The following is a 24,741-nucleotide window of genomic DNA, read 5'->3' as shown; positions in this document are numbered from 1 at the left end:
AAGAGATTGCTGCAATTAAGTTATGCAACAACCTCTTTATATATTATAATCCAGCTTCTCTCTTTAAAGTATCTGCTTTATCTGTTTTCTCCCAAGATACGCCTAAATCAATTCTACCCATATGTCCATAAGCAGCTAGCTTTTTGTAAATGGGCTTTCTCAAATCCAAATCCCTGATTATTGCTGCCGGCCTTAAATCGAATACTTTGCTTACTATCTCTGCTATCTTATCGTCAGCAATTTTACCGGTGCCAAAGGTGTCTATCATCACTGATACAGGCCTTGCGACTCCTATGGCATATGCAATCTGAACTTCGCACTTAGAGGCCAACCCTGCAGCTACCACATTCTTAGCTACATATCTGGCTGCATAGGAAGCTGATCTATCAACCTTTGTGGGATCCTTGCCGGAAAATGCACCACCACCATGCCTTGCATAACCACCATAGGTATCAACTATTATCTTCCTTCCTGTCAAGCCTGAATCTCCATGAGGACCTCCTATTACAAATCTACCGGTAGGATTTATATAATACTTGGTCTTGTCGTCAAGCATATCTGCAGGTATTATAGGCTTTACAACATGTTCTATCATATCCCTTTCTATGGTATCATGATCCACATCAGGACTGTGCTGAGTAGAAATTACCACAGTATCAACTCTTACCGGCTTATCATCTATGTATTCCACTGTAACCTGTGTCTTTCCGTCAGGTCTTAGATAATCTAATGTTCCGTCTTTTCTTACCTGTGCAAGTCTTCTGGCTAATTTATGCGCTAGAGATATTGGCATGGGCATTAGCTCAGGAGTCTCATCACAAGCAAAACCAAACATCATACCCTGATCTCCTGCACCTATGGCTTCAACCTCGGCTTCTGTCATTTCACCCTTTTTAGCCTCCAATGCCTTATCTACTCCAAGGGCAATATCAGGAGACTGTTCATTTATAGATGTGATCACTCCACAGGTTTCCGCATCAAAACCAAACTTTGCTCGAGTATAACCGATCTCTTCTATTGTTTCTCTAACTATTTTCGGTATATCAACATAGCATTTGGTTGTTATCTCACCCATAACCACAACAAGTCCTGTTGTTGCACTAACCTCACAGGCTACTCTTCCCATTGGATCTTGCTCCAGTATGGCATCCAAAACTGCATCTGATATCTGATCGCAGATCTTATCAGGATGTCCTTCAGTAACAGATTCAGAAGTAAACAATTTTCTAATCATCCTATCTCCTCCTTATAAAAATATCTCCTTTGCATAGCCCTATCATTCTACCAAGGAAGCTAAAAATATTGTTCATTCCCTATTATGCAGTAAAATATGCTCCATTACACAATAAGAAATGCTGCTGTTAAGCATTTATAACGATCAATAAAGCTTTTTTCCAATTCATAAAAAAAGTCTACACCATTATTATTACTTTTTCTTATGAATTAAAAAAAGCTTCTTAGATGAAGAAGCTCATTTTCATTAAATTGAAAACTCATCCTCATCTTTCAGGATAAACCTGCAGGAATTGGCACCGCGCTCTCTGGCCGGTTGCCGGGTTTCATAGGGCCCTTCCCTCCACCTCTCTTGATAAGGGTTTTTTACTATTCAATTTGTAAAACATATTAGCATATATATCAAAAAATGTCAATAAGAAAGACTCTCTGTGTAAATGTTTTGCAATAAAGTAATTATTAATTTTATGTATAAAAAAACCCCTATTCGGGGTTTTAATTCAAATGGTGGGGAAAGGTGGATTCGAACCACCGAAGTCTGAGACAACAGATTTACAGTCTGCCCCCTTTGGCCACTCGGGAATTTCCCCATATTCAATTGCCCATATTTATCGGACAAAGAATATGATACAACATAAACATGGGTTTTGTCAATAGATTTTTTTATGGAATTTATTACATGTTTAAAGAACACTAAAAGACACTAAACTCCACTAAAGAGCATATACTATAATATTATATAAAAATTTTTAAAATACATAAGTTGTCATACTGAGCGAACAATAAGGATTAAATACTTAAAAAAGAATCACTCCGTGCTAATCCATAGTAGCTGCCGTGTAAATCCGTGTTCTAAAAAATCAAAAAAAGAAAACACGATTAAAAATCGTGCTTCTTATTCAATATGGTGGGCACAATAGGGCTCGAACCTATGACCCTCTGCTTGTAAGGCAGATGCTCTCCCAGCTGAGCTATGCGCCCAAAAAATAAAATGGTCGGGGTGACAGGACTTGAACCTGCGGCCCCATGGTCCCAAACCACGTACGCTACCATCTGCGCTACACCCCGACGTCACTATTTCATTATATACAGATTTTCGAAAGTTTGCAAGAGGAAATTTATTCTTCTGACAAAAATATTTTTATTTTTCTCTTCCACATTTGCTCACAAATAGATTTTCTCACAAAACCTCCAAAATTGTAATACAAAAAGAATTCAAATCCTATGTATAAATCAATCTTCCTGCCTATATACATTTTAGTAAGCAGCAACGGCAGGAGGGATTATATTGGAGGACAGTCCAAAAACCTTTTACTTTCAGAAGGATTCCCACATCATATTGGCTGATTACCTTAGCAGAAACATAAAAGGAAAATGTCTCGTATTCTGCATAGGCACCGACAGATATATAGGTGATTGCTTAGGACCCCTCACAGGAACATTTCTCAGCAAAATGGAGCTTAAAATCCCTATATTAGGTACTCTGGAAAATCCTATCCACGCGGTAAATCTTACAAAACACATGTATGAAGTGAGAAGAGATTATCCTAATCATAAAATAATAGCTGTAGACGCCTGCCTTGGCAATGAAGACAACATTGGCAGCATTCAAATAAAAAAGGGCCCCATACATCCTGGAAAAGGTGTAGGAAAGCGGCTTCCTCCTGTAGGAGATATTTCTATAGTAGGCATCGTAGATTCCTCAGAAGCAGGAGAATTCCTCTCCATGCACAACATCAGGTTAAATCTGGTCATGAAGATGGCAGAGGTCATAACCCGCGGAATTTACATAGCTTTTAAATGATATAATTACTGTAGCTGCTATATGGTCAATCTAAGGGATATGTAATATCGCATAAGTTATTAACTTTGGTGACTCTAATGCTCATCTAAAAGAGAATTCTAACTGATCGTGGCACGGGATGTTTTTGTATTCCTTTAGGGTCATTTTGAGAACACGGATTTACACGGCGGGTTTTGTTATAACCACTAAAAGACACTAAATGTTATTGTTTCGATGGTGAAGCAAACTAGAATAAGCATATGTGCAGCTCACATGGGTATTGATTTTTATAACTCCAAAGGAATATCCTGACTGCTCGTAACCCGTAGCACGCAGCAGGACGGAATAGGAATACCCTTGGCAGCGCAACCAAATTAAAAAGACCCCACCGTGTTAATCGGTGGAGTTTTCCGTGTAAATCCTTATCCTTATAAACCTAAATAATTGCAAACATGAGCTCGCCGGAGACAGCCAATTGGTCTCCTACATATGCTTCTGCTTTAGCTTTACCAATGCCTCTCTTCATGGCAAGCATAGTAACTTCCATGCGAAGAGTATCACCTGGCACAACCTGTTTCTTAAATCTAAGTTTGTCTATACCTGTAAATACAGCCAATTTACCCTTATACTCTTCCATAGCCAATATGGACACTGCACCCACTTGGGCCATTGCCTCAACTATTAATACCCCAGGCATTATAGGGTTACCAGGAAAGTGCCCCTGAAAAAAAGGCTCATTGACGGTAACATTTTTTATCCCTACAGCCCTTTTCCCCTCTTCTAGTTCAATAATCCTATCCACCAACAAGAAGGGATATCTATGAGGTATTATATTCTGAATATCCTTTGCATCCATCATATTAGACCTCTTCATCTACCTTAAGATTCTTGGATAGCTGTTCATATAACATTTCGCCTATGCCTAATCCTTTGCCTCTTGATGCCTCTTCTGCATATTGTTCATACAACATATCTTCATATATGCCTCTTGCAAAACTATTTCCAAAAAGATCTGATTTTTGAATAGTACTTCTCATACTGTTAAACATTATATTCAAAAATACAGTTTCCAGACTTCTGCATGCTTCTCTAATCTCTTCCTTGTCATTTTCTTTAGCTGCCTTCTGAAGCATATCCTCAAAGGATTCATCTTTTACGTTCTTAGCCTTATCTACTGCTGTTTTTATTTGTACATTATAATCCGAATTAATGGGATTTATCAATTTTTCCACCCCTTAAACCTTACCTTCTTAGGTTATTTGCCAAGCTAAGCATTTCGTCTGCTGTCTGAATGGATTTTGAATTTATTTCATAGGCTCTCTGAGCCTGTATAAGCTTAACCATTTCTTCTACAATTTGTACATTGGAATATTCCAAGAAACCTTGCAATACCTTGCCACCGGATCCATCATTTTCTGTATCTACAGCCTCTCCGCTGGCACCTGTGGCTTTATAAAAGTTGCTTCCTACGCTTTCCAAGCCTGCAGGATTTGCAAAGGTAACTATAGTAAGTGCTCCTATCTCCTCTAGAGTATCATCTGTCCTTTTTACAGTAATTATACCTGCTTCGTCAATCATTACCTGTTTTACATCCATACCTAACTCTATATCTCCCATGTCTCCCTGCACAAAATATCCATCAGATGTTACCAGTCTGGTAGTATCTTCATCTACAGATATTTTGAAGCTTCCATCCTTTGTATATAATTCTTCACCATTGGGTCCCATGACTACGAAAAATCCATTTCCATCTATGGCTAAATCATAAGGATTAGAAGTTTGCTCTAAATTTCCAGTAGTAAAGAACTTAGTTATGGCAGAAGTCCTTACACCATGTCCAACCTGAACGCTAACAGGTTTTCCTTCTCCGTTTCTGATAGTATCCCTCTCTAATGTCTCATAAAGAAGATCCTTAAACTCTGCTCTTGATTTTTTATATCCTATAGTATTTACATTAGCTAAATTATTGGAAATATTATCAACATTTAATTGTTGAGCAGTCATTCCAGTGCTGGCAGTCCATAGTGCTCTCATCATAATTCATACCTCCTATACTCTTCCTACTTCGTTAACTGCTTTTTCCAGCAGTTCATCATGAGCTTTGATAAGCTTCTGATTAGCCTCATAGGCTCTGTACATTGTAATCATTTCTGTCATTTCCTTAACTGCATTTACATTGGAACCTTCCACATATCCTTGTTTCACACTTCCTGTAAAAGCTTTTTCATTATTTGTCCACTCTTCTGAGATTATTGTATATAGATTATTTCCTTCCTTCATCAAAGCCATATAGTCTTCAAAATCAACAAGCTTAAGTCTGTCCACAAGTTGTTCGTTGGAATATATTTCGCCTTTTTCGTTTATTTTTATATCCTCACCATTAATCTGTATATATCCCTTTTCTCCTAAAACTCTATGGCCATCTTTGGTTACTAAATAGCCTTGTGAATCTAGGGAAAAACTTCCGTCTCTCGTATATCTCTCTCCGGCATTAGTTTCTACTGTAAAAAATCCATTCCCCGCTATAGCCAAATCCAAGGGATTATTAGTAGGAGCATGACTTCCTTGAGAAAAATCCGTAAACACAAAGCTGGTATGAACCCCTGCATTCATTGTACCAATAGTATTTAAAGGAGCAGGCAGTTTTACGCCGCTTATATTTGGAGACTCTCCTCCCATTTTCAAAGTAAGCAATTCTGGAAAGCTTTGTGTAACATACAAGTCCTTTTTAAATCCCGTAGTATTAACATTGGCAATATTATTGCTTATAGTATCTATTCTCTTTCCTTCGGTAAAAGCGCTTGATGCTGATATGTACAATCCTCTAATCATAGTCATCACCATTTTCTATATATTTTAGATTATCATTCATATTATCGGCATAGATATATAAATAGTTTAGAATGAGTTTATAAAAAGATTCCACAGTCCTAATCCGTGGAATCTTTTTCTGCTAAACCATGCTGTCCTTCTCTACAACACCTAATTAATAATTCCCTAATCTTCTACTGTTGATGTCTGAGTCCTGTAAAATATCTATGGTCTCCAACGCCTTCCCTGTGCCCATTGCAACACAAGATATAGGGTCTTCAGCAATATATACAGGAATGCCTGTCCTCTTGGCAATAAGCTTGTCTAGACCATAAAGCAAGGATCCTCCTCCTGTCATAACTATACCTCTGTCGCTGACATCTGCTGCAAGTTCCGGTGGAGTCCTCTCCAATACTGAATGTACAGCATCTGCTATAGCTGCCACAGGCTCAGCCAATGCTTCCAGCATCTCCTGAGATGTTACTTCCATGGTTTTGGGAAGCCCCGATATAAGGTTTCTCCCTCTCACTTCTATAGTAACTTCCTCTTCTCTTGGATATGCTGTTCCAATCTTTATTTTCAGTTCTTCCGCTGTACGCTCGCCAATCATAACATTATGCTTTTTCCTCATATATCTGACTATAGCTTCATCAAACTTGTCTCCAGCCATTTTTATAGAAGAAGATACAACTATACCACCCAAAGATATTACCGCAATATCTGATGTACCTCCTCCTATATCAATAACCATATTTCCGCTGGCTTTTGAAATATCAAGCCCAGCTCCAATTGCTGCAGCTATAGGCTCCTCAATAAGTCTAGTAGTTCTTGCACCAGCCTGATTAGCTGCATCTATAACAGCTCTTTTTTCTACTTCTGTTACTCCACTTGGAACACAAACAACCATCCTAGGTTTAAAAATTTTCTTCTTACCTATAGCTTTATCAATAAAATACCTGAGCATTTTCTCGGTAACGTTGTAATCGGATATTACACCATCTCTTAAAGGTCTAACAGCTACTATATGTCCAGGTGTTCTTCCCAACATAAGTCTTGCTTCTTCACCAACTGCAAGGATTTTATTGCTGTTTCTATCGATAGCCACAACTGAAGGTTCATTAAGAACTATTCCCTTTCCCTTGATATAGACCAACACACTGGCTGTGCCCAAATCTATACCTATATCCTGTCCACCAAACATTAAAAAATACCTCCATTTACAAATATATATATATATTATGACGAATAAACGCCAGGTTCGTTCCTAAAATTTACACAGTTCAGCATATATATTTCTATATAAAATACAAAAATCCTTTTTATTGTACAAATTTTAAGCTCCGGTGCTAATTATGCTTCCGGAGCTTTACATCTAAAGCGGGGGCTATAGATTTAAGGTTTGATATTTCATTTTAGTTGCTTTTCCGCCTCTGATATGCCTTTCTGCTTTATTTTTATCCATTACTTCCTTAACCTGAAGAGCTACCACCGGATTTATCTTAGGCAGTCTCTCGGTAACATCCTTATGTACCGTACTTTTGCTTACACCAAATATTTTTGCCGCATCTCTAACTGTTGTCCTGCTGCTTATTATATACTTTGCTATTTCAAGTGCTCTTTCTTCAATGTAATCCTTCAATTCATATACCCCCTTATCTGTGTCTTCTTTAAATTAATATGCAAAAATCTATCAATATAGAACATCTATTAAACTCACACCCCTATCGTTTCAATGATTGCTTGGGCAAATAAATTTTGGGGTCCAAGCTTTTGCCATCCTTCATTATTTCAAAATGCAAATGAGGCTCCTCTGCGATTTCAATAATGGCAGTTTTTCCAACTCCACTTATGACATCACCTTTTTTCACTTCCTGACCTACGGTAACCATGTCCAGCGTAGACAAGTTGCTATATATGGTTGTTACTCCGCCACCATGGTCAATTGCTATGGTCATGCCCCATTGAGGATCATTAGTTACTTCAGATATTATTCCATCCATCACGGCTCTAACTTGGCTGCCTTCTTCTGCTTTTATGTCCAATCCTTCATGAGTAGTCCACATGTCGAGAGTCTTCGAATAGACAAGTTGTGAATCTGAATAATCTAAAGATATAGTTCCAAATACAGGTGCCAGCATAGTCTCTACCTTTGGTTCTTGCAGCTTAATTGCTGTCACAGCAGTTTCTTCAGATTTTTTCTCAGATATCTTTGGTTGGGAGGGCTGAGTGGCATTTACTTCTGTAATATCTTCTCTAGAGCCTTCAGCTTGTTCTGTAGGCTCTTCTTCTACTATGCTTATGCTGCCTTCAAAAGAATTTTTCTCCTCTCCATCCTCCTCCGACTCCTCCAAGTCTTCGAACTCTTCCAATCCTCTTTCAAAATCCATTCCAGAAAATTTGTTGTCCAAGTATCTTTTGTACTGCCATGCTCCTACAGTTGCCAACATTGCAATTATTATGATTACAACAGGGATAATTATTTTTCGTTTCGATAATAATTCATTAAACTTCATTTGCTACACCTCCAACAGTATTATTGCCAGAGGTTTGAAAAATAATACAAAAATTATTGCAAGCTTTCTAATGGGACAATTTCCACACCAGTGTAATAATGCTTGATTATTTCCTGATATGTGGCACCATGATTTGCCATACCATCAGCTCCATATTGGCTCATTCCTATTCCATGTCCATATCCTATAACTTCAAATGTTATGCGATTTTTGCCAATATCAATGGAAAAATTTGTTGAGTTCAATCCGAATTGCTCCCTAATGTCCCTGCCACTGAAATATTTGTCTCCAATTTTTATTTTCATTACTCTTCCTCCACTGCTTCTCTCTATTATCTGTATCTGACTCTCAAGATTTTTTTTATCCAACGTGATAGTATTATCCAAAGATAACATTCCTGATACAAAGTCATCTATGCTTATTTCCTTCCTGCTTATAAGTTTTGGAGAGTGGTCTTCATATTGACTTAATACGCTTCTAAGGTATGGTACTTTATTAACCCATACATCCTCTGAATTTTCAGTTATCCCTCCACTGGTGGAGTGAAAAACTGCATCTATAAGTTTATCTTCATATACAATTACCTCACCTTTGGTGGAATTCACCGCTTCATAAATCTTTTTTTGATTTTTTCCAAGGGTATTGGGATCAACAAAAGCTTGACAATGAGAAGGATCTGTACATATATCTGCTTCTGGATGTTGGCTGCACCCTTTTCCTCCAAAATATTTCATCCTAAGCAGTGTATATGTCCTGGCTGCAAGAGCTTGAGCTTTCAGAGCTTCTATATGAAAAGTCGCTGGCATTTCTGCTGCCACTACGCCCGCTATATACTCTTCAAGATCCATGGTTATCAATTTTTCTTTCCGGTAATCATAAACGTTTAGATAAAGCTTGCTATCAGAAATTCTTTTTTCTGGGAGGGATTCTTTGGAACAACTAATTATTGCCACTGGTAATGCAAAAAGTAAAAAAATTAAAAAAATAATGCTCAGTGCATATCTTTTCATTTATCTACATCTCCAACTCAGTTTTTAGACCTCGCATAATTGCTAATTTATACTATTTGAGATGAACAGCAATTATGACTGTTTTTTATAACTCTTAGAAAGCTTTTCTGTTGTAGATTTTAAACGTTTCTACAAAATTTTCATTTTTTACTGTAAAATATGCATAATAATGTTATAATTTGGAGAAATTTAGATAACGCATTTCCTTGAATTTTATCTGCTAATATTATAAAATTGTAGCGTTGAAGAAAATCTGGGGGTTTAAGGATGCTTAAGAAGGAATTGCGCAACAAAATAGAAGCCATGAGGGACAAGCTCCATGAGTTCATAGAGAAATATGGAATTGATAGTGATGTTGTATTGAATTTAAGCCAAGAATTAGATAAACTACTATGCCAGTTGGAGAACATGAAATAGGCAAATGTTATACCTTTTTAGTATTCAAAAGGTATAACAGGTGATCCCACCCAGATGAATGTCTTGTCATAGTATTGACTATAACGCATACCAATCTGCATATTTATCTTATTTCCATTTGAAATTATATAGTCATCTATCTTAAGGCTATATGCAGAAATGCTAATCAACTCTTTGCTCCTTATGCTCTCAATTTCATGAGCATCAAAAGCATTAAGAATGTTGTTTATGGTGGATTCCATAATTTCCTTTGACACTCTTCCTGGAATATTTCCAATAGCAACCATATCCAGCTCCATTGGAAGCCCTATTCTTTCAAAACATTCTTCCATATAGCTTTTATCATCATATAGGTTTTTATAGGAACCTTTGAAAATTGCCATAAAAGAAATATAAGTTTTCTCTTCATTATCATTGTTTCTAAAAGACTCAATGGTTATGTTATACTTTGATTGGTTTTTGCTGATACTTAATACTCCTTTATTCATATCTTCTTTGGAATCAAATTCTTTAATTGCAACTTCCTTTTTGAAACCTAATATCTCTGTTATCTCATCAAGTTTACGGTCTATTTCCTGCTGGTTCATAAATCTTTCATTTACAGCATTCCACCCGGTTAACATACTCTCTTCAATAATAATATTTGATTTTTCAAGAAACGTTGATATATCCTCTTGATTTTTGGATATGGCTATTGCATCTTTGCATAATAAACCAGAAACAAATGTCAATATTGCAGTTAAAATAATAATTGCTTCTTTTTTTTTCATTTGACTCTAACCCCCTCTAACAGGATTATTGCCAATAATATATAAGATATACATATTAGAGCTATGAATTTTAAACTATGAGCCAAGATTGTGGGATTTCTTTTGGGTCCCGCATGCGGGACACGCGGTGTTTGGTATTAGTATGCAGCTAGAATAAAAAAAAAAAGCGGCTTGCGCCGCTATTTTATACATCCATGACTTTTAAATTTTCTGAAATGATTAAGTCTGCTTCTGTTGCTGCCAAGACTTCTTCTACAGTTGTTTCAGGAGCGATCTCTGTAAGCACTAAGCCTTTATCAGTTCTTTCAATTACTCCCATTTCAGTTACTATCAAATCAACTTCTCCTGATGCTGTGAGAGGTAGTGTGCATTTTTTAAGTATCTTTGGCTCTCCCTTTGCAGTATGCTCCATAGCAACTATAACTCTCTTAGCCCCTACTACCAGATCCATGGCTCCCCCCATACCAGGAACCATTTTGCCAGGTATCATCCAGTTGGCAAGGTTTCCTTCTTGGTCTACCTGAAGAGCTCCCAGAACTGTTACATCCAGATGACCTCCTCTGATTATTCCAAAAGAAGTTGCGCTGTCAAAGAATGCAGCACCGGGTATTACTGTAGCAGGTTGAGCTCCTGCATTTACTATATCAGGATCTATATTTGACTCATCAGGAGCCGGGCCTAATCCAACGAACCCGTTTTCTGATTGAAGCATAATATCAATACCTTCGGGTATGTAATTGGCAACCAGGGTTGGCATACCTATTCCTAGGTTAACCAAATCTCCATCCTTTAACTCCTTTGCTACTCTTTTTACTATTATTTCTCTTTTTCTGTTTTTATCTTCAATCATTTTACTTCCTCCCCTCTACTATCATATCTACAAATATAGATGGGGTCATAACATCGCTGGGATCAATTTCTCCTACTTCCACTAATTCTTCTGCTTCAACTATTACTAAATCTGCAGCGGTAGCAATCAAAGGATTGAAGTTCTTTGTTGCCTTTTTATAATATACATTGCCTTTCTTGTCAACTATGCTTCCTTTAACAAGAGCTACATCAGCTTTCAGTGGAAGCTCAAGGAGATAGTCCTTTCCATCAACATTGATTTTCTGTTTTCCTTCTTCAATTACAGTTCCTATACCTGTTGGTGTCAATATTCCACCTAAACCGGCACCAGCCGCTCTGATTCTTTCAGCCAAAGTACCCTGAGGTACAAGCTGCACTTCCATCTCTCCGGAATTCATAAGTCTTCCTGTCTCTGGATTTGTGCCTACATGGGATGCAATAACTTTTTTCACCATGCCTTTAACTACCCATTTGCCAACTCCTTTATCAGGAAAGCCTGTATCATTGCATATCAGAGTTATATCTTTAACTCCTTTTTCAATTATTGCATCGACTAATGCTTCAGGAGTTCCACAAGCTAAGAAACCTCCTACAGAAATGGTCATACCATCATGGATATGCTCTAGTGCTTGTTCAATAGTTTTTATTTTATTCACAAGCCCACCTCCATAATAAAGTTATTTGGTTTCACCCAGATATATTATAATACATAAAAATTTTGATTACTACTGTTTCGGGATAAAATCCTCCGGTCTTTCCTTTACCTTACCAAAATGATACAAAATACTCTTTGCGATTCTTTCTGAAGCATAGCCATCTCCATAGGGGTTTACAGCATTGGCCATCTTGTTATATTCATTCTTGTCTTCCAATAGCAGAGATGTTATAGCATAAATATTGTCTTTATCCGTTCCTGCCAATTTTAAAGTCCCAAACTCAATTGCTTCCGGTCTTTCTGTTTCCCCTCGTAAAACCAAAACCGGCTTGCCCAAAGATGGAGCTTCTTCCTGAAGTCCCCCTGAATCCGTAAGCACAAGATAGCATCTATCCATTAGATTATGCATTTCCAAAACATCTATGGGATCTATAAGATGTATTCTTTCCTGTTGACCAAGAATTGAAAAAACAATATCTCTCACTGCAGGATTCATATGAACAGGATATACGATTTCCACATCTTTATAATTCTCCACAATGGCCTTTAATGCTTGACAAATATTTATTAAAGGCTGGCCTAAATTTTCCCTTCTATGAGCAGTAACAAGTATCACTCTCTTGCCGTAATCCAAATCTTTAAGCAATGGATTATTAAAAGTATAATCCCCTCTCACCGTAGTCTTTAAAGCATCTATTACCGTATTGCCCGTTATGTATATAATATCCTCAGGAACTCCTTCTGCCAATAAGTTATTTTTTGAATTGCTTGTGGGAGAGAAGTGTATATCTGCCAATGCTCCTGTAAGCTTCCTGTTCATCTCCTCTGGATAGGGATAATATTTGTTAAAAGTCCTTAGGCCTGCTTCCACATGACCAATCTGTATCCTATTATAGAAGGAAGCCAAAGCACCGCAAAAAGTAGTGGATGTATCCCCATGAACTAAAACCATATCAGGCTTTACCTCTTTTATGACATTCTCTAAACCGGTCAGAGCATTTACTATAATATCTGTAAGATTTTGCCTGTCTTTCATTATATCTAAATCAAAATCCGGCCTTATATGAAAAATGTCCAAAACTTGATCCAGCATCTCCCTATGCTGAGCTGTTACGCATACCACAGATTCAAAATCATGACTTTTTTGAAGAAAGTTAACTAGAGGAGCCATCTTGATGGCTTCCGGTCTTGTGCCAAATACTGATAGAATTTTTAACATAATAGCCTCCTAAAAAAGCACAGCCAGATTGAGGCCGTGCTGTTTTTATATTTATACATCAATTTTGTTATTGGTGTCTCCTGCATTTAGCAATCCTAAATGCTTTGCCCCCATAGAGGCTAATAGAAAAACCACAAATACAAGTATATATGCTGTCTTAAGCTTTGTCTCCACCAAAGCTATTGCTCCTGCTCCCAAAACTGCACTTATAGAATAAAGAGTCAACACGGCTTTCTTCTGACTGTACCCTTTGTCTAGCAATCTATGATGCAGATGTCCTCTATCAGCCTCCACCATAGACTTCCCGCTGGCAAATCTCCTTATCATTGCAAACAAGGTGTCAAATATAGGCAATCCCATAGCAAATATTGGAACCAACATAGATAGTGCAGTAGCACTTTTTAATACTCCTAGTACAGAAATAACAGAAAGCATGTAGCCTAAGAACATGGCTCCCGTATCCCCCATAAAAATCTTGGCGGGATTAAAATTGTATGGCAAGAATCCTAAAACAGATCCTGCAAGTATTGCTGTCATAGCTACAATATAAGACTCTCCCGTCCCTGTTAGCAAAGCAACTATCATAAGAGTCACTGAAGATATGGCCGATAAACCTGCTGCCAATCCATCAAGACCATCAATAAGATTGAATGCATTGGTTAAGCCTACAATCCAGAATAGAGTGACAGGATAAGCGAGTATGCCTAATTCTATCCATTTAGCTTTATAAATAAAATCTAAGGGATTTGTTATCCTATCTATCCTTACACCACAATACATAGCTATTATGGCCGCAACAATTTGAACGGCAAATTTCGCCTTCGGCGAAAGAGGTTTAATATCGTCAAAATACCCGCATATTACTATTAATGTTGCACCTGCCAATACTCCAATAATTTTTTCACTCAAGGGTACATACAAAAGTATTCCTATAAGGCAAGCAAAGTAAATAGATAATCCACCTAATAAAGGAGTGGGTTTCTTATGAACTCTTCTATTATCCTTTGGTACATCTATGGCTTTTACTTTCTCTGCCCACTGTTTAACAAATGGAGTAACAGCGTAAGCAAAGATAGCGGGAATTGCAAAAGCCATAATCAAGTTTTTCATTATATCACTCCCGGGTATCATAATTTAGTCTGTCCAATATTTTCATTTTATATCATACAAACATTAAAGTCAAACTTGTATTATCAGGTTTTATCAGTTCTCCCCGTATTATTTTTTACTCTTTTTAAAAAATAACATGTTGCAAAATTTTCCTAATTCATTTTTACAACAACTATTCCCGATTCTTCCAACATTTCAATCGCCAGAGGATCATTATATTGTTCCCTCAACACTATCCTCTTTATTCCGGAGTTTATGATCATTTTTGCACAAAGAACGCAAGGAAATAATGTGGTATAAATGGTTGCCCCATCTATAGCCGTACCGAACACTGCAGCCTGTATAATTGCATTCTGCTCCGCATGAAGTCCACGACAGAGTTCATGCCTTTCACCAGATGGTATGTTATAGTTGGCTCTGGTACAACCTACCTCCTGGCAGTGTCTAAGCCCCTTTGGGGCTCCATTGTATCCTGTGGACAAGATACGGTTGTCCTTGACAATAACAGCTCCTACCTGCCTTCTCGTGCAGGTTGACCTTTTCTTCACTACTTCGGCTATTTCCATAAAATATTGGTCCCAGGAAGGCCTTTTCATATCATTATCCATAATACTCTCCTCACGGATATTTATTTTGTACCGAACAATCTGTCACCAGCATCCCCTAGACCTGGTACTATGTATCCATGATCATTTAATTTCTCATCAACAGCTGCTATATATATTTCTATATCAGGATGAGCTTTTGTTACTGCTTCAATGCCTTCTGGTGCTGCCAGCAAATTCACAAGCTTTATGTTCTGGGCTCCCTTCTCTTTCAGAAAGGTTATCGCTGCTATGGCTGAACCTCCTGTAGCCAACATTGGGTCTAAAACAATGAGTTCTCTTTCTGCCACATCACTGGGCAACTTGCAATAATACTCTACGGGCTTTAGTGTCTCAGGATCCCTGTAAAGACCTATATGACCTACTTTAGCTGTTGGCACCAAACTTAAAAGTCCATCAACCATTCCTAATCCTGCTCTAAGTATTGGGATTATTCCAAGTTTTTTACCCGATATTACCTTTGACGTAGTTTTGCATATAGGAGTTTCAATCTCTATATCTTCAAGTGGGAGATTTCTTGTAACTTCATATCCCATAAATAACGCTAACTCTCCAACAAGCTCTCTAAACTCCTTGACGCCTGTATTCTTGTCCCTCAAAATAGTCAACTTATGCTGTATCATAGGATGATCGATTATGTGTACATTGTTACCGAAATTTTTCATACTAATCCTCCTTATAATTAGCTATTGGATATTCCTATAGCGTCGGTCTCTGGCTACTGGCTTCTAGCCGCTAGTATAAGGTCCTATTGAGTCTTAGCCACGATACGGAACACAGGCCTCATGACTCGAAGCATGTAGCTCGCGTCTCGTAGCACGCAGCATTATTTTGCATACTTTTCTTCTATAGCACTTATTTTGGACACTCGCCGTTCATGTCTTCCGCCTAGAAATTCGGTTTCCAGCCATATATCTACTATCATCTTCGCTAATTCTACCCCTATAACCCTTTCTCCTAAAGCCAGTACATTTGCATCGTTGTGCTCTCTTGAAGCCTTTGCGGAGAAACAGTCACCACACAGGGCCGCTCTTACACCCGGAACTTTGTTTGCGGCTATTGATATGCCTATACCAGTACCACAAATCACAATTCCTCTGTCAAATTTTCCAGAAGCCACAGCTTCACCGACTCTCTCACCATAATCAGGATAATCTACTGATTCATCAGAAAATGTACCATAGTCTTCATATTCAACATTCTTATTCTCCAAATGTTTTATTATTTCCTGTTTCAGTCTATAACCGCCATGGTCACTGGCAATAACAACCTTCACAATATCAACTCCTTTTGCTACAAGGTATTTCTCTTGGGTTTCACACGAGACACATAGCACGAAGCTCGCAGCTCGTGGTACGTCACGCAAGTCTATAACTTATCACCTATTTTTTTAACTACCATTTCCAAGTATTTGAGAATTTCATCTCTGCATCTTTTATATGTCTCCAGATCATATCCGAAGGGATCAGATATGTCTCCCAACTTGCCATCAGTTGCATATTCCACCAAAGTAAATACTTTGTCTTTTGCATCGGGGCTTATGTTTAATATATGTTCCTTATGAGCTCTGGTCATTGTAAGAACCAAATCCGCTTCTCTCAGCATGTTTATATTAAGCTTCTGAGACCTATGGTCTGTAAGGTCCAGTCCTAATTCCTTGACTGCCTCTATGGCATTATCAGAAGCAGGTAAAGGAGTATATACTGATGTTCCTGAAGACTTTACCTTCACCTTATCATCAAGTTGTTCTCTCTTCAATATTTCTTTAAATAGTATTTCAGCCATGCTGCTTCTACAAGTGTTGCCCGTACATACAAACAATACATTGAACATATCTTACACCTCAATAATATTAAATCCTGCGGCCTTTTTCATTCTATTCATTACCGCCAGACCAAGATGTTCTTCACTTACAGCTTCAGCATATATGATATCCACCATCAACTTGTCAAATTCTCTCAAAGTATTGAAAAGATTGTGGGCTGCTTCTGCAGTGTCCTCTTTACTTCCCATAGATAATGTAACAAAACCATTGTAGTAGTTTATATTTTCATCTACTGTCAATATTCCAACCTTTAAGCCTCTTTCCTTATCTTTTCCTGCAAGTTCCAATATTTTCTCCATTACCATGTTATAATCTCCCCTGACTATAGTCATAGGAGCTTTTGGAGCATAATGGGTATATTTCATGCCCGGAGATTTAGGTATAGTTCCCGGATCCAATATTCCTTTATCAATCTGTACTTCTCCTAACACTTTTTTAAGTTCCTCCAGTGTGGCTCCTCCCGGCCTTAATATGGTTGGAATATCTCCTGTTATATCTATGACCGTTGATTCTACTCCTACTCTTGTATCTTTGGAACACAATATTATATCCACTTTTCCTTCCATATCCTTTATAACATGCTCTGGCGCAGTTGGACTTGGTTTGCCGGAAATATTAGCACTTGGTGCAGCTATGGGTACTCCGCTTTTATCTATTAATTTCAGAGCTATAGGATCATCAGGCATTCGAATTGCCACAGTATCTAAACCAGCCGTAACTTCATCTGGAATTGCTTTGGATTTTTTAAATATTATGGTGAGAGGACCTGGCCAGAAGTGTGCTATAAGTTTTTGAGCTTTTTCAGACAAAGGCTCCCCTATACAATAGAGGAGCATATCATAATTTGAAATATGTACAATTAATGGATTATCCGAAGGTCTGCCTTTAGCTTCAAAAATACGGCTAACGGATTTTTCATCAAGGGCATTGGCACCTAATCCATAAACTGTCTCAGTAGGAAATATAACGGTGCCGCCTTGTCTTATAACCGCTGCCGCTTCATCTAAAACTTCTTCTTTTATATCTTCAAAGTAGTAAACTTTTGTTTTCACTGGTATTTCCCTCCTATGTTGAACAAGGCTTCAACTATGTGCTATGATGGATTTTGCAATTACTTCCTTGTTATAATAGCACAAAATATATTACAGGGCAATAATATATTTAGCTTTATGGTATTCCTTATGGGTCTTGTCACGAGTTGCGTTGCCCAGGATATTTTTTTTCCATCCTGCTACGGGCTACGTGCATTTTCTCAGGGTATTCCTCTTGGGTCCTAGCACAAGGTTCGCGGCATGCAGCCCCCAGCATGTAGCACGAAGCATTATCCCAATACCCTCGTTATGTAAAATCCTACAAGTATTCCTATCAATGTTCCTATGGTAGGAGTTCTGCCTCTATAAAGGGTCTGGGTTTTGGGTATAAGCTCTCCACATGTGATATAAAGCATTGCTCCACCTGCAAAGCCTAAACACAGTGATACCAATGCAGGAGATATGTCACCCAACAATGCTCCTACAAATGCTCCTATCCCTGTTGGAATACCTGCAATAATAGTGTACATGACTATTTTGAGCCTGTTATAGCCTCCTATTCTCAAAGGCACCGCCATTGCAATTCCTTCCGGCATGTCATGAAGTCCTATTACAATTGCAAGACTCAAACCCATTGAATTTGCTGCTGCAAAACCTGAACCTATGGCAAGACCTTCAGGAAAATTGTGAAAGGCTATGCCTAATCCCAAGATAATCCCGCTCTTTATAAAGCCTTTGTTGAAGCCTGGTGCCATGGTTTTAATCTCAGAAACTTGAGGTATTATGGAATCTGTCATAAAAACTGCAGTCACACCTAATAGTATTCCTGCAAATCCTATAACCATTCCACCTATTTCAAAAGCATGAGGCATCAAATCAAAACACACAACTGCAAGCATTATTCCACCGGTAAAACCCAAGAGAGTACCCATAAATCTTTTCCCGGGATTTCTAATGAAAAAGACCATTGCACCGCCCAAGCCTGTACCCACCATCCCTGATATAAAACCAATCAATGTAACAGCCAATATTCTACTCATATTTTTACCTCCAATCTCTGTATAATTTATTCTTTTGGAGATAAAAAAAGAACAAGGAACAATGTGTAAAACATTGCCCCATAAATCTATTCGGCTTTATATATTTTTGATTCCTTATCCTTTACTCGGCTTACGCTGCCTCCCCTTGTAACTGCAATAGGAACTGCAAACATTATACCTGTATCAGGTTTTGACATATCTCCACCACATATTTTTTCAATCTCATCCATAACTGAATCAAGCTTTTCTTTGCTCTCTACCACAGTAAAAAGCGTTTTGTTATTAGCAATATCTGTATCAAGCGATTTCATTATGCCTCCTATGAGAGGGATCTCCTTGCCTATACTCCTTCTTAGCCTACCAGCTCCTACACTATCAACTATAGTAGCACCTGTTATGCCAATGCTTTTCATCTGCTTTAATATTTCATTCAAATACTCAGCCTTATTCAGAACTACGAACAATGCATACATGATGGCACCTCCAGTTATATTTTTATTGCTCATCACTATTTTACTCCCTTTCCTTGAATATAGCAGTACAATTTTTAAAATTATGCTACTTTTTCAAAAGATTTTTTCAAAAATGGCGGTGTCACAATTGTGGTAACTAATATCATAAATATTATAGAAGCAAATAACCCATTCGGAACAACCCCCAGCTTCAATCCAATATCCGTTACTATCAATGCCACCTCTCCTCTAGGTACCATACCTATACCTATCTGCAATGACTCCCTTTTAGCAAAGCCCATTAATTTTGCCACCGCTCCGCAGCCTATGATCTTACCGAGCACTGCAGCAATCAGTAATGTAATTCCAAAAGGCAAGTCAGAAAGCATAGTGCTTATATCAACCTTCATTCCTGTTACAACAAAAAATATCGGAGTTAGAAGCATGTATGATAACTCCTGCATGCTATAGGATATTTTTGTTTTAAAAGGCGTAGCTGAAAGTATCATGCCCGCTAAATATGCGCCTGTTATTGCTGCAACCCCCATTTCCTCTGCCAGATACCCAAGAAGAAGGCAGAATATAAGTCCTATTACAGCAATGTTCTTGCTTGTATTTTTTAGTGTAAAATATTTTTTTGAAAATCTTATTATAACCAAGCCTACTATAAAGGCTACTATGAAAAATACTATAAGTTTGACCAGCACGATGATTAAACTCTGGCTTTCTTCTGGATTTACAAGTCCGGTTACCAATGATAAAAGTATAATGCCTATTACATCATCAATGACTGCTGCTCCTAATATGGCCATACCTTGTTTTGTTTTAAGTTTATCTATTTCCCTGAGAGTTTCTACAGTTATGCTTACAGAAGTAGCTGCCAAAATTACGCCTATAAAAAATCCTTCTGTTACAGAATTTCCAAACAAACTGCTTGCAGCTATACCTAATATTATAGGCATTACAACTCCTCCTATAGCTATTGTTAAGGAAGATTTACCGGACTTAATCATCTCATCCAGTTCCGTTTCCAATCCAGCTATAAACATCAGCAATACTACACCTAAGTCCGACATATGAATAAAGGTTTCTGTAGGCGATACAATTTTCAATACAGAAGGACCAATTATTATACCGGATATAAGCTGCCCCAGCACTGCTGGCTGATTCAACTTTCTGCATATGTAACCTCCAAATGCTGCAGCTGCTAGAATAGCCGAAAGCTGCAATAAAAAAATCATTGTCTCATCTCCTTTGTCGTTTTGCTGCATTTTAATCTGCTAAAGTGCTATATCCAATTATATTCTTTATAAATAAAATATCAAATGTAGTTAGTTGAAGTCTTAAAATCATTTAGTAAATAAAATGCAAGAAAAATTGCAAAAAAATATATGTGATTGTAGCAATCACATATATTTTTACCATTTAGTTTGTTTATATGGTGCTTCATCAGATCACATTTAATAAATTTACTCTTCACTACTTTTCAGTTTCTCTGCCTGATCTGTAGTTATCAAAGCTTCTATCATTTCATCCAAATCTCCGTCAATAAAGGAATCAAGCTTGTAAAGAGTAAGACCTATTCTATGGTCCGTCACCCTTCCTTGAGGGAAATTATAGGTTCTGATTCTTTCGCTTCTGTCGCCTGTTCCTATCTTGCTTCTTCTTTCGCTGTCAATTTCCGCATTCTTCTTGGCTATCTCTGCCTCCAACAACCTGGACTTAAGAATCTTCAAGGCTTTTTCCTTATTCTTCAATTGTGATTTTTCATCCTGACATGATACAACCGTACCTGTAGGAATATGAGTAACTCTGACTGCCGAGTCTGTAGTATTTACGCTCTGTCCTCCATGACCACTGGAACGGAAAACATCTATCCTTACATCATTCATATCCAATTCAAACTCCACATCATCTGCTTCTGGCATCACAAGTACTGTAGCAGTTGATGTATGAATCCTTCCACTGGCTTCTGTGGTTGGAACCCTCTGAACTCTATGGGCACCGCTTTCATATTTCAATCTGCTGTAGGCACCGGTACCGTTTATCTCAAATATTACTTCCTTGTAACCACCGATGTCCGTAGGGTTGGAACTCAATACTTCTACCTTCCACCCTTGGCGCTCTGCATATCTGGTGTACATCCTAAACAAGTCTCCTGCAAATAATGCAGCTTCTTCTCCCCCGGCAGCACCTCTAATTTCCACTATGACATTTTTCTCATCATTTGGATCCTTGGGAAGAAGCATTATTTTTAATTGCTCTTCCAAAGCCGCCTTCTTCTCCTCCAACTCATCCAGTTCCATCTTTGCCATCTCCAGGAGTTCTTTATCTTCCTCTTCCTCAAGCATCTGCTTTGAATCCTCAATGCCTTTTAATACAGCCTTATATTCTCTAAACTTTTCCACCAGTGGTTCAATATCAGAGTGCTCCTTCACTAACTTTTTCCATTGACTTTGATCCGCAATTATTTCCGGATCGCTAATCTTATGACTTAGATCTTCATATTTCTCCTCTATAAACTCAAGTTTATCAAACATACAATCTACTCCTCCATATTACAGTATACAACTCTATCCAATCCTGCCAGATCCTTTACTATCATAATATCCTTAAATCTTCCACTATCTTCTATGAGTTTTCTTACAGCACAACCCTGGTCGTATCCAATTTCAAAAGCCAATAGACCACCTTTTTTTAAAAATCTAGCAGCATCTTTCAAAATTCTAATATAAAAATCCAAACCCTCTTCACCCCCATAAAGGGCTAAGTGGGGTTCAAAGCCTCTGACACTAATGGGTAGGGTTTCCATATCATTTTTTGATATATATGGAGGATTTGACACCAATGCATCCAGTTTTCCCTCCAGACCTTCTTCATATAATGGCCCCAGCAAATCCCCCTGGAGCAGCTTCATCCTTTTTCCCAATCCATGCCTATCTATATTTCTCTTGCAGCATTCCAATGCATCATCAGAAATATCAGAAGCATACACAAAGGCATCTGATATATAATAGGCAAGGCTCACTGCAATAGCCCCTGTACCTGTACATATATCTCCAATTACAGGTTTGTCCCTGTTTTTTAATAGTTCAAGAACTTTCTCTACTAAAATTTCAGTATCCGGCCTAGGTATAAGCACATTTTCATTGACATAGAAATCCAAGCCCATGAACTCCTGGTGTCCTGTAATGTATTGTATAGGCTTTCCTGCCTTTCGTTCCTCTATAAGCCGGAAAAAATTCTCTGAAGTATCCTCTTCTAATATCTTATCCCTGTCTACTATTATATCTACTTTACTTAAACTGGCAATGTGGCACAATAAAACCTGAGCATCCAGATAAGGGCTGGGAGAACCTGATCCCTTAAGTTTAGCGGCACCTTCCTTCAATATGTTTCCTACGGTATAACCTACCATAAATCAGCATCCTTGTCTTCCACCAAAACATTCTTTAAAGCAGTAATAGCCACTTCTATCTGGCTGTCATCAGGCTCCCTGGTTGTGATCTTTTGTAACCACATTCCAGGAGCAGATACTATACACACCAATTTCGAATCACTTCTACCTGCCCATTTGATTATCTCATAGGATATACCGGCAACAATGGGCATTAATGCTATCCTTGTTATCACTCTTACAAAAACATTGGGCCATTTAAATAGTGAAAAAAGCAAAATGCTCACAATCATTACTATGAACAAGAAACTGGTACCACATCTAGGATGAAGTCTTGTATACTTTCGCACATTTTCTACTGTAAGCTCTTCGCCATTTTCATAGCAAAATATTGTTTTATGTTCTGCACCGTGATACTCAAAAACCCTTGCAATATCCTTCATCTTGGATATCATTGCAATATAGGCTATGAAAATGATTATTCTCACAATACCTTCCACTAGATTCATAAGTATAGGTGTTCTAACAACATTTCCTATGAAGCTTACTGCCAATGTAGGAAGCAATATGAATAAACCAACTGAAAAGGCTATGGACAACAATACAGCTATTGGAATCATATTCCTTTCCATAAACTCATCTAATTTTGAAGGTTTTTTATCCTCTTTAATCTCTTCCTCTTCGAAAAACTCCGCAGAATAGGAAAGGGCCTTTACACCTATAACCATAGAATCTATAAAGGCATACATTCCTCTGATAATAGGTATCTTAGAAATTTTTTTCCTATTGGCGTTAACTTTTTCCTTCTTTAAAGTTATTTCTCCATCGGGTTTTCTTACGGCGATGGCAATATCTTCTGGGCCTTTCATCATAACCCCTTCAATTACTGCTTGACCGCCTATACTGGTCTTTTTCATTTTTATTCCTCACAATCTACTAACAAATCCTTCTGTTGAAAGCATTTGCTGGTTTCTAGTTTCCTACCTCTAGCTCCTAGCATTATTATCCTTATGATCTACAAACCAGAGGCTTGTGGCATGAGGATAACAACTGAAATAATTACTGCGTAATTTTTATTATATATTAGCCAATTTAATATTACAATAGAAGGGTTTTACTAATAAAAAAGAACCTGAATTATTCAGGTCCTTAGTATTCTTTCAATTTATTATAATTATTTTTATCTTGGAATATACTATGGCTTGTCCCATTGTCGAGCAAATAAGCATCATAAGTAGTGTCTATGATCTCCCATCTGCCGTTAATATAAACTTCGTTCCATGCATGATATGCATTTATACCATTTCTGTAACCTTTTACTAATTTAGTAGGTATTCCCTGACTTCTTAACATTGCAGCAAAAAGCACTGAGTAATCGTAACATATTCCTTTTCCATCTTGTAGAATAGTATCAATATCCGGTGTATAATCTGTACTAAGCTGGTCCAACTTAGAATAATCATATTCAATATTACTTACAATGTATTCATATATGACTTGTATCACTTCTTCGCTGCCTTTTTTACCTTGTGCTATGCTATTAGCAAGCTTTATAGCTTTCATATCTTTATTCCAAGTAACTGGTTGGGCTGATTTAAGATAAACAGAATTCTCTTCTACATCTACTTTAAAGCTCTTCTTAGTGAGCATCTTATATTTGGTTCCTGATACATTCTCCAGAACTGCAACTGTATAGTCGCCGTCTCCAAACTGAAGAGGGAAGAAATCTTCTTCATTCTTCAAGTCATAATAATATACTGTTGAATCTTTCTCTACCATGACCTTAGTCTTTTTATTTAGACCTGCGTATGATATTCTCACTATGCCTTCATTGGCTTGTTTAGTATCTATGGATACATTAGATGCATCTACTACTATGGGGCTCCATAGAAGCATGCATATCATAAGCAATGAAATATATCTAAATTTTCTCACTGAAAACTCCCCTTTCGGTAGCTGGCTGCCATTTTACAGGCCCTATAGCTTTGCGTCCCACGGTTTCCCATGGTTTGCCATTATCG

Annotated in this window: 28 protein-coding genes, 3 tRNA genes and 2 riboswitches; of the genes, 2 read left to right on the top strand and 29 right to left on the bottom strand. The window is 37.7% G+C overall.

Annotated features, from left to right (window positions below):
* Window positions 1–43 precede the first annotated feature (43 nt).
* The 4 genes from metK to BUB48_RS00155 all read right to left on the bottom strand — a co-directional run bounded on the left by metK (window position 44) and on the right by BUB48_RS00155 (window position 2,301).
* Window positions 44–1,234 carry a methionine adenosyltransferase gene (gene metK, locus BUB48_RS00170; RefSeq protein ID WP_175548310.1) on the bottom strand — a complete coding sequence of 397 codons (1,191 nt, stop codon included), beginning with the start codon at window positions 1,232–1,234 and terminating at the stop codon, window positions 44–46.
* A gap of 262 nt (window positions 1,235–1,496) precedes the next feature.
* Window positions 1,497–1,595: riboswitch (SAM riboswitch) on the bottom strand.
* A gap of 143 nt (window positions 1,596–1,738) precedes the next feature.
* Window positions 1,739–1,823 (bottom strand) — tRNA-Tyr (locus tag BUB48_RS00165).
* 315 nt (window positions 1,824–2,138) lie between these two features.
* Window positions 2,139–2,214 (bottom strand) — tRNA-Val (locus BUB48_RS00160).
* Window positions 2,215–2,225: 11 nt separating this feature from the next.
* Window positions 2,226–2,301 (bottom strand) — tRNA-Pro (locus BUB48_RS00155).
* A gap of 220 nt (window positions 2,302–2,521) precedes the next feature.
* Here BUB48_RS00155 and yyaC point away from each other — a divergent pair.
* Window positions 2,522–3,037, top strand: a complete 516-nt coding sequence (gene yyaC / locus BUB48_RS00150; RefSeq protein ID WP_073023286.1) for a spore protease YyaC — start codon at window positions 2,522–2,524, stop codon at window positions 3,035–3,037.
* Window positions 3,038–3,452: 415 nt separating this feature from the next.
* Here the strand turns inward: yyaC and fabZ are convergent, their stop codons facing one another.
* From fabZ to spoIID, 8 genes are all read right to left on the bottom strand, one after another.
* Window positions 3,453–3,875, bottom strand: coding sequence for a 3-hydroxyacyl-ACP dehydratase FabZ (gene fabZ, locus BUB48_RS00145; RefSeq protein ID WP_073023284.1), 423 nt, complete (start codon window positions 3,873–3,875; stop codon window positions 3,453–3,455).
* A gap of 1 nt (window position 3,876) precedes the next feature.
* Window positions 3,877–4,239, bottom strand: coding sequence for a rod-binding protein (locus tag BUB48_RS00140; RefSeq protein ID WP_084524277.1), 363 nt, complete (start codon window positions 4,237–4,239; stop codon window positions 3,877–3,879).
* A 19-nt stretch (window positions 4,240–4,258) separates the two neighbouring features.
* Window positions 4,259–5,053 carry a flagellar basal-body rod protein FlgG gene (gene flgG / locus BUB48_RS00135; protein ID WP_073023282.1) on the bottom strand — a complete coding sequence of 265 codons (795 nt, stop codon included), beginning with the start codon at window positions 5,051–5,053 and terminating at the stop codon, window positions 4,259–4,261.
* Window positions 5,054–5,065: 12 nt separating this feature from the next.
* Window positions 5,066–5,848, bottom strand: coding sequence for a flagellar basal-body rod protein FlgF (gene flgF, locus BUB48_RS00130; RefSeq protein ID WP_073023280.1), 783 nt, complete (start codon window positions 5,846–5,848; stop codon window positions 5,066–5,068).
* A gap of 154 nt (window positions 5,849–6,002) precedes the next feature.
* The gene (gene mreB, locus BUB48_RS00125; RefSeq protein ID WP_073023278.1) at window positions 6,003–7,028 is read right to left on the bottom strand and encodes a rod shape-determining protein; all 1,026 of its coding nucleotides are present in this window, start codon (window positions 7,026–7,028) and stop codon (window positions 6,003–6,005) included.
* Window positions 7,029–7,211: 183 nt separating this feature from the next.
* Window positions 7,212–7,466, bottom strand: a complete 255-nt coding sequence (gene spoIIID, locus BUB48_RS00120) for a sporulation transcriptional regulator SpoIIID (RefSeq protein ID WP_073023276.1) — start codon at window positions 7,464–7,466, stop codon at window positions 7,212–7,214.
* Between the two features lie 82 nt (window positions 7,467–7,548).
* Window positions 7,549–8,340 (bottom strand): M23 family metallopeptidase, encoded by a 792-nt coding sequence (locus tag BUB48_RS00115; protein WP_073023274.1) that lies wholly within the window; start codon window positions 8,338–8,340, stop codon window positions 7,549–7,551.
* Between the two features lie 53 nt (window positions 8,341–8,393).
* Entirely contained in the window at window positions 8,394–9,350 is a 957-nt protein-coding gene (gene spoIID / locus BUB48_RS00110) for a stage II sporulation protein D (RefSeq protein WP_073023272.1), read from the bottom strand.
* A gap of 267 nt (window positions 9,351–9,617) precedes the next feature.
* Between spoIID and BUB48_RS00105 the strand changes: the two genes are divergently transcribed.
* Window positions 9,618–9,767, top strand: a complete 150-nt coding sequence (locus BUB48_RS00105; protein WP_084524276.1) for an aspartyl-phosphate phosphatase Spo0E family protein — start codon at window positions 9,618–9,620, stop codon at window positions 9,765–9,767.
* A gap of 17 nt (window positions 9,768–9,784) precedes the next feature.
* Here the strand turns inward: BUB48_RS00105 and BUB48_RS00100 are convergent, their stop codons facing one another.
* From BUB48_RS00100 to BUB48_RS00020, 17 genes are all read right to left on the bottom strand, one after another.
* On the bottom strand, window positions 9,785–10,537 hold the full coding sequence (locus BUB48_RS00100) for a YwmB family TATA-box binding protein (RefSeq protein ID WP_073023270.1): 753 nt from the start codon (window positions 10,535–10,537) through the stop codon (window positions 9,785–9,787).
* Window positions 10,538–10,721: 184 nt separating this feature from the next.
* A complete protein-coding gene (locus tag BUB48_RS00095) occupies window positions 10,722–11,387 on the bottom strand; it encodes a CoA transferase subunit B (RefSeq protein WP_073023268.1) in 666 nt (221 codons plus the stop codon).
* A gap of 1 nt (window position 11,388) precedes the next feature.
* Window positions 11,389–12,042 (bottom strand): acetate CoA-transferase subunit alpha, encoded by a 654-nt coding sequence (gene atoD / locus BUB48_RS00090; RefSeq protein WP_073023266.1) that lies wholly within the window; start codon window positions 12,040–12,042, stop codon window positions 11,389–11,391.
* A 69-nt stretch (window positions 12,043–12,111) separates the two neighbouring features.
* Entirely contained in the window at window positions 12,112–13,260 is a 1,149-nt protein-coding gene (gene wecB / locus BUB48_RS00085) for a non-hydrolyzing UDP-N-acetylglucosamine 2-epimerase (protein ID WP_073023264.1), read from the bottom strand.
* Between the two features lie 51 nt (window positions 13,261–13,311).
* The gene (locus tag BUB48_RS00080; RefSeq protein WP_073023262.1) at window positions 13,312–14,370 is read right to left on the bottom strand and encodes an MraY family glycosyltransferase; all 1,059 of its coding nucleotides are present in this window, start codon (window positions 14,368–14,370) and stop codon (window positions 13,312–13,314) included.
* Between the two features lie 152 nt (window positions 14,371–14,522).
* Complete coding sequence (locus BUB48_RS00075; protein ID WP_207648295.1) at window positions 14,523–14,978, bottom strand: deoxycytidylate deaminase; 456 nt, start codon at window positions 14,976–14,978, stop codon at window positions 14,523–14,525.
* 20 nt (window positions 14,979–14,998) lie between these two features.
* Window positions 14,999–15,640: a uracil phosphoribosyltransferase gene (upp, locus tag BUB48_RS00070; protein ID WP_073023260.1), complete on the bottom strand. Its 642-nt coding sequence runs from the start codon at window positions 15,638–15,640 to the stop codon at window positions 14,999–15,001.
* A 161-nt stretch (window positions 15,641–15,801) separates the two neighbouring features.
* On the bottom strand, window positions 15,802–16,251 hold the full coding sequence (rpiB, locus tag BUB48_RS00065) for a ribose 5-phosphate isomerase B (RefSeq protein ID WP_073023258.1): 450 nt from the start codon (window positions 16,249–16,251) through the stop codon (window positions 15,802–15,804).
* A gap of 92 nt (window positions 16,252–16,343) precedes the next feature.
* Window positions 16,344–16,808, bottom strand: coding sequence for a low molecular weight protein arginine phosphatase (locus BUB48_RS00060; RefSeq protein ID WP_073023256.1), 465 nt, complete (start codon window positions 16,806–16,808; stop codon window positions 16,344–16,346).
* 3 nt (window positions 16,809–16,811) lie between these two features.
* On the bottom strand, window positions 16,812–17,852 hold the full coding sequence (locus BUB48_RS00055) for an L-threonylcarbamoyladenylate synthase (RefSeq protein WP_073023254.1): 1,041 nt from the start codon (window positions 17,850–17,852) through the stop codon (window positions 16,812–16,814).
* Window positions 17,853–18,121: 269 nt separating this feature from the next.
* The gene (locus tag BUB48_RS00050) at window positions 18,122–18,871 is read right to left on the bottom strand and encodes a ZIP family metal transporter (protein ID WP_073023252.1); all 750 of its coding nucleotides are present in this window, start codon (window positions 18,869–18,871) and stop codon (window positions 18,122–18,124) included.
* A gap of 86 nt (window positions 18,872–18,957) precedes the next feature.
* Complete coding sequence (locus BUB48_RS00045) at window positions 18,958–19,377, bottom strand: P-II family nitrogen regulator (RefSeq protein WP_073023250.1); 420 nt, start codon at window positions 19,375–19,377, stop codon at window positions 18,958–18,960.
* Between the two features lie 47 nt (window positions 19,378–19,424).
* Complete coding sequence (locus BUB48_RS00040; protein WP_073023247.1) at window positions 19,425–20,564, bottom strand: cation:proton antiporter; 1,140 nt, start codon at window positions 20,562–20,564, stop codon at window positions 19,425–19,427.
* A gap of 228 nt (window positions 20,565–20,792) precedes the next feature.
* The gene (prfA, locus tag BUB48_RS00035) at window positions 20,793–21,863 is read right to left on the bottom strand and encodes a peptide chain release factor 1 (protein WP_073023245.1); all 1,071 of its coding nucleotides are present in this window, start codon (window positions 21,861–21,863) and stop codon (window positions 20,793–20,795) included.
* Window positions 21,864–21,868: 5 nt separating this feature from the next.
* A complete protein-coding gene (gene prmC / locus BUB48_RS00030; protein ID WP_073023243.1) occupies window positions 21,869–22,741 on the bottom strand; it encodes a peptide chain release factor N(5)-glutamine methyltransferase in 873 nt (290 codons plus the stop codon).
* A complete protein-coding gene (locus BUB48_RS00025; protein WP_073023241.1) occupies window positions 22,735–23,637 on the bottom strand; it encodes a DUF1385 domain-containing protein in 903 nt (300 codons plus the stop codon). Before BUB48_RS00025 ends, prmC begins: the two co-directional genes overlap by 7 nt.
* A 232-nt stretch (window positions 23,638–23,869) precedes the next feature.
* Window positions 23,870–24,655 (bottom strand): transglutaminase-like domain-containing protein, encoded by a 786-nt coding sequence (locus BUB48_RS00020; protein ID WP_084524274.1) that lies wholly within the window; start codon window positions 24,653–24,655, stop codon window positions 23,870–23,872.
* Window positions 24,656–24,668: 13 nt separating this feature from the next.
* Window positions 24,669–24,741, bottom strand: a riboswitch (cyclic di-GMP riboswitch).

Source organism: Lutispora thermophila DSM 19022 (assembly GCF_900142105.1).
GTDB classification, from domain to species: Bacteria; Bacillota; Clostridia; order Lutisporales; family Lutisporaceae; genus Lutispora; species Lutispora thermophila.
Note: the sequence above shows the minus strand (reverse complement) of the source record. Positions and strands in the feature narration are given on the sequence as shown.

Coding starts and splice junctions, on each gene's coding strand:
- metK (WP_175548310.1), bottom strand. CDS start 1,234: ATGATTAGAAAATTGTTTACTTCTGAATCTGTTACTGAAGGACATCCT.
- fabZ (WP_073023284.1), bottom strand. CDS start 3,875: ATGATGGATGCAAAGGATATTCAGAATATAATACCTCATAGATATCCC.
- flgG (WP_073023282.1), bottom strand. CDS start 5,053: ATGATGAGAGCACTATGGACTGCCAGCACTGGAATGACTGCTCAACAA.
- flgF (WP_073023280.1), bottom strand. CDS start 5,848: ATGATTAGAGGATTGTACATATCAGCATCAAGCGCTTTTACCGAAGGA.
- mreB (WP_073023278.1), bottom strand. CDS start 7,028: ATGTTTGGTGGACAGGATATAGGTATAGATTTGGGCACAGCCAGTGTG.
- BUB48_RS00115 (WP_073023274.1), bottom strand. CDS start 8,340: ATGAAGTTTAATGAATTATTATCGAAACGAAAAATAATTATCCCTGTT.
- spoIID (WP_073023272.1), bottom strand. CDS start 9,350: ATGAAAAGATATGCACTGAGCATTATTTTTTTAATTTTTTTACTTTTT.
- BUB48_RS00105 (WP_084524276.1), top strand. CDS start 9,618: ATGCTTAAGAAGGAATTGCGCAACAAAATAGAAGCCATGAGGGACAAG.
- BUB48_RS00100 (WP_073023270.1), bottom strand. CDS start 10,537: ATGAAAAAAAAAGAAGCAATTATTATTTTAACTGCAATATTGACATTT.
- BUB48_RS00095 (WP_073023268.1), bottom strand. CDS start 11,387: ATGATTGAAGATAAAAACAGAAAAAGAGAAATAATAGTAAAAAGAGTA.
- wecB (WP_073023264.1), bottom strand. CDS start 13,260: ATGTTAAAAATTCTATCAGTATTTGGCACAAGACCGGAAGCCATCAAG.
- BUB48_RS00080 (WP_073023262.1), bottom strand. CDS start 14,370: ATGAAAAACTTGATTATGGCTTTTGCAATTCCCGCTATCTTTGCTTAC.
- BUB48_RS00075 (WP_207648295.1), bottom strand. CDS start 14,978: ATGGATAATGATATGAAAAGGCCTTCCTGGGACCAATATTTTATGGAA.
- upp (WP_073023260.1), bottom strand. CDS start 15,640: ATGAAAAATTTCGGTAACAATGTACACATAATCGATCATCCTATGATA.
- BUB48_RS00060 (WP_073023256.1), bottom strand. CDS start 16,808: ATGTTCAATGTATTGTTTGTATGTACGGGCAACACTTGTAGAAGCAGC.
- BUB48_RS00050 (WP_073023252.1), bottom strand. CDS start 18,871: ATGAGTAGAATATTGGCTGTTACATTGATTGGTTTTATATCAGGGATG.
- BUB48_RS00045 (WP_073023250.1), bottom strand. CDS start 19,377: ATGAGCAATAAAAATATAACTGGAGGTGCCATCATGTATGCATTGTTC.
- BUB48_RS00040 (WP_073023247.1), bottom strand. CDS start 20,564: ATGATTTTTTTATTGCAGCTTTCGGCTATTCTAGCAGCTGCAGCATTT.
- prfA (WP_073023245.1), bottom strand. CDS start 21,863: ATGTTTGATAAACTTGAGTTTATAGAGGAGAAATATGAAGATCTAAGT.
- prmC (WP_073023243.1), bottom strand. CDS start 22,741: ATGGTAGGTTATACCGTAGGAAACATATTGAAGGAAGGTGCCGCTAAA.
- BUB48_RS00025 (WP_073023241.1), bottom strand. CDS start 23,637: ATGAAAAAGACCAGTATAGGCGGTCAAGCAGTAATTGAAGGGGTTATG.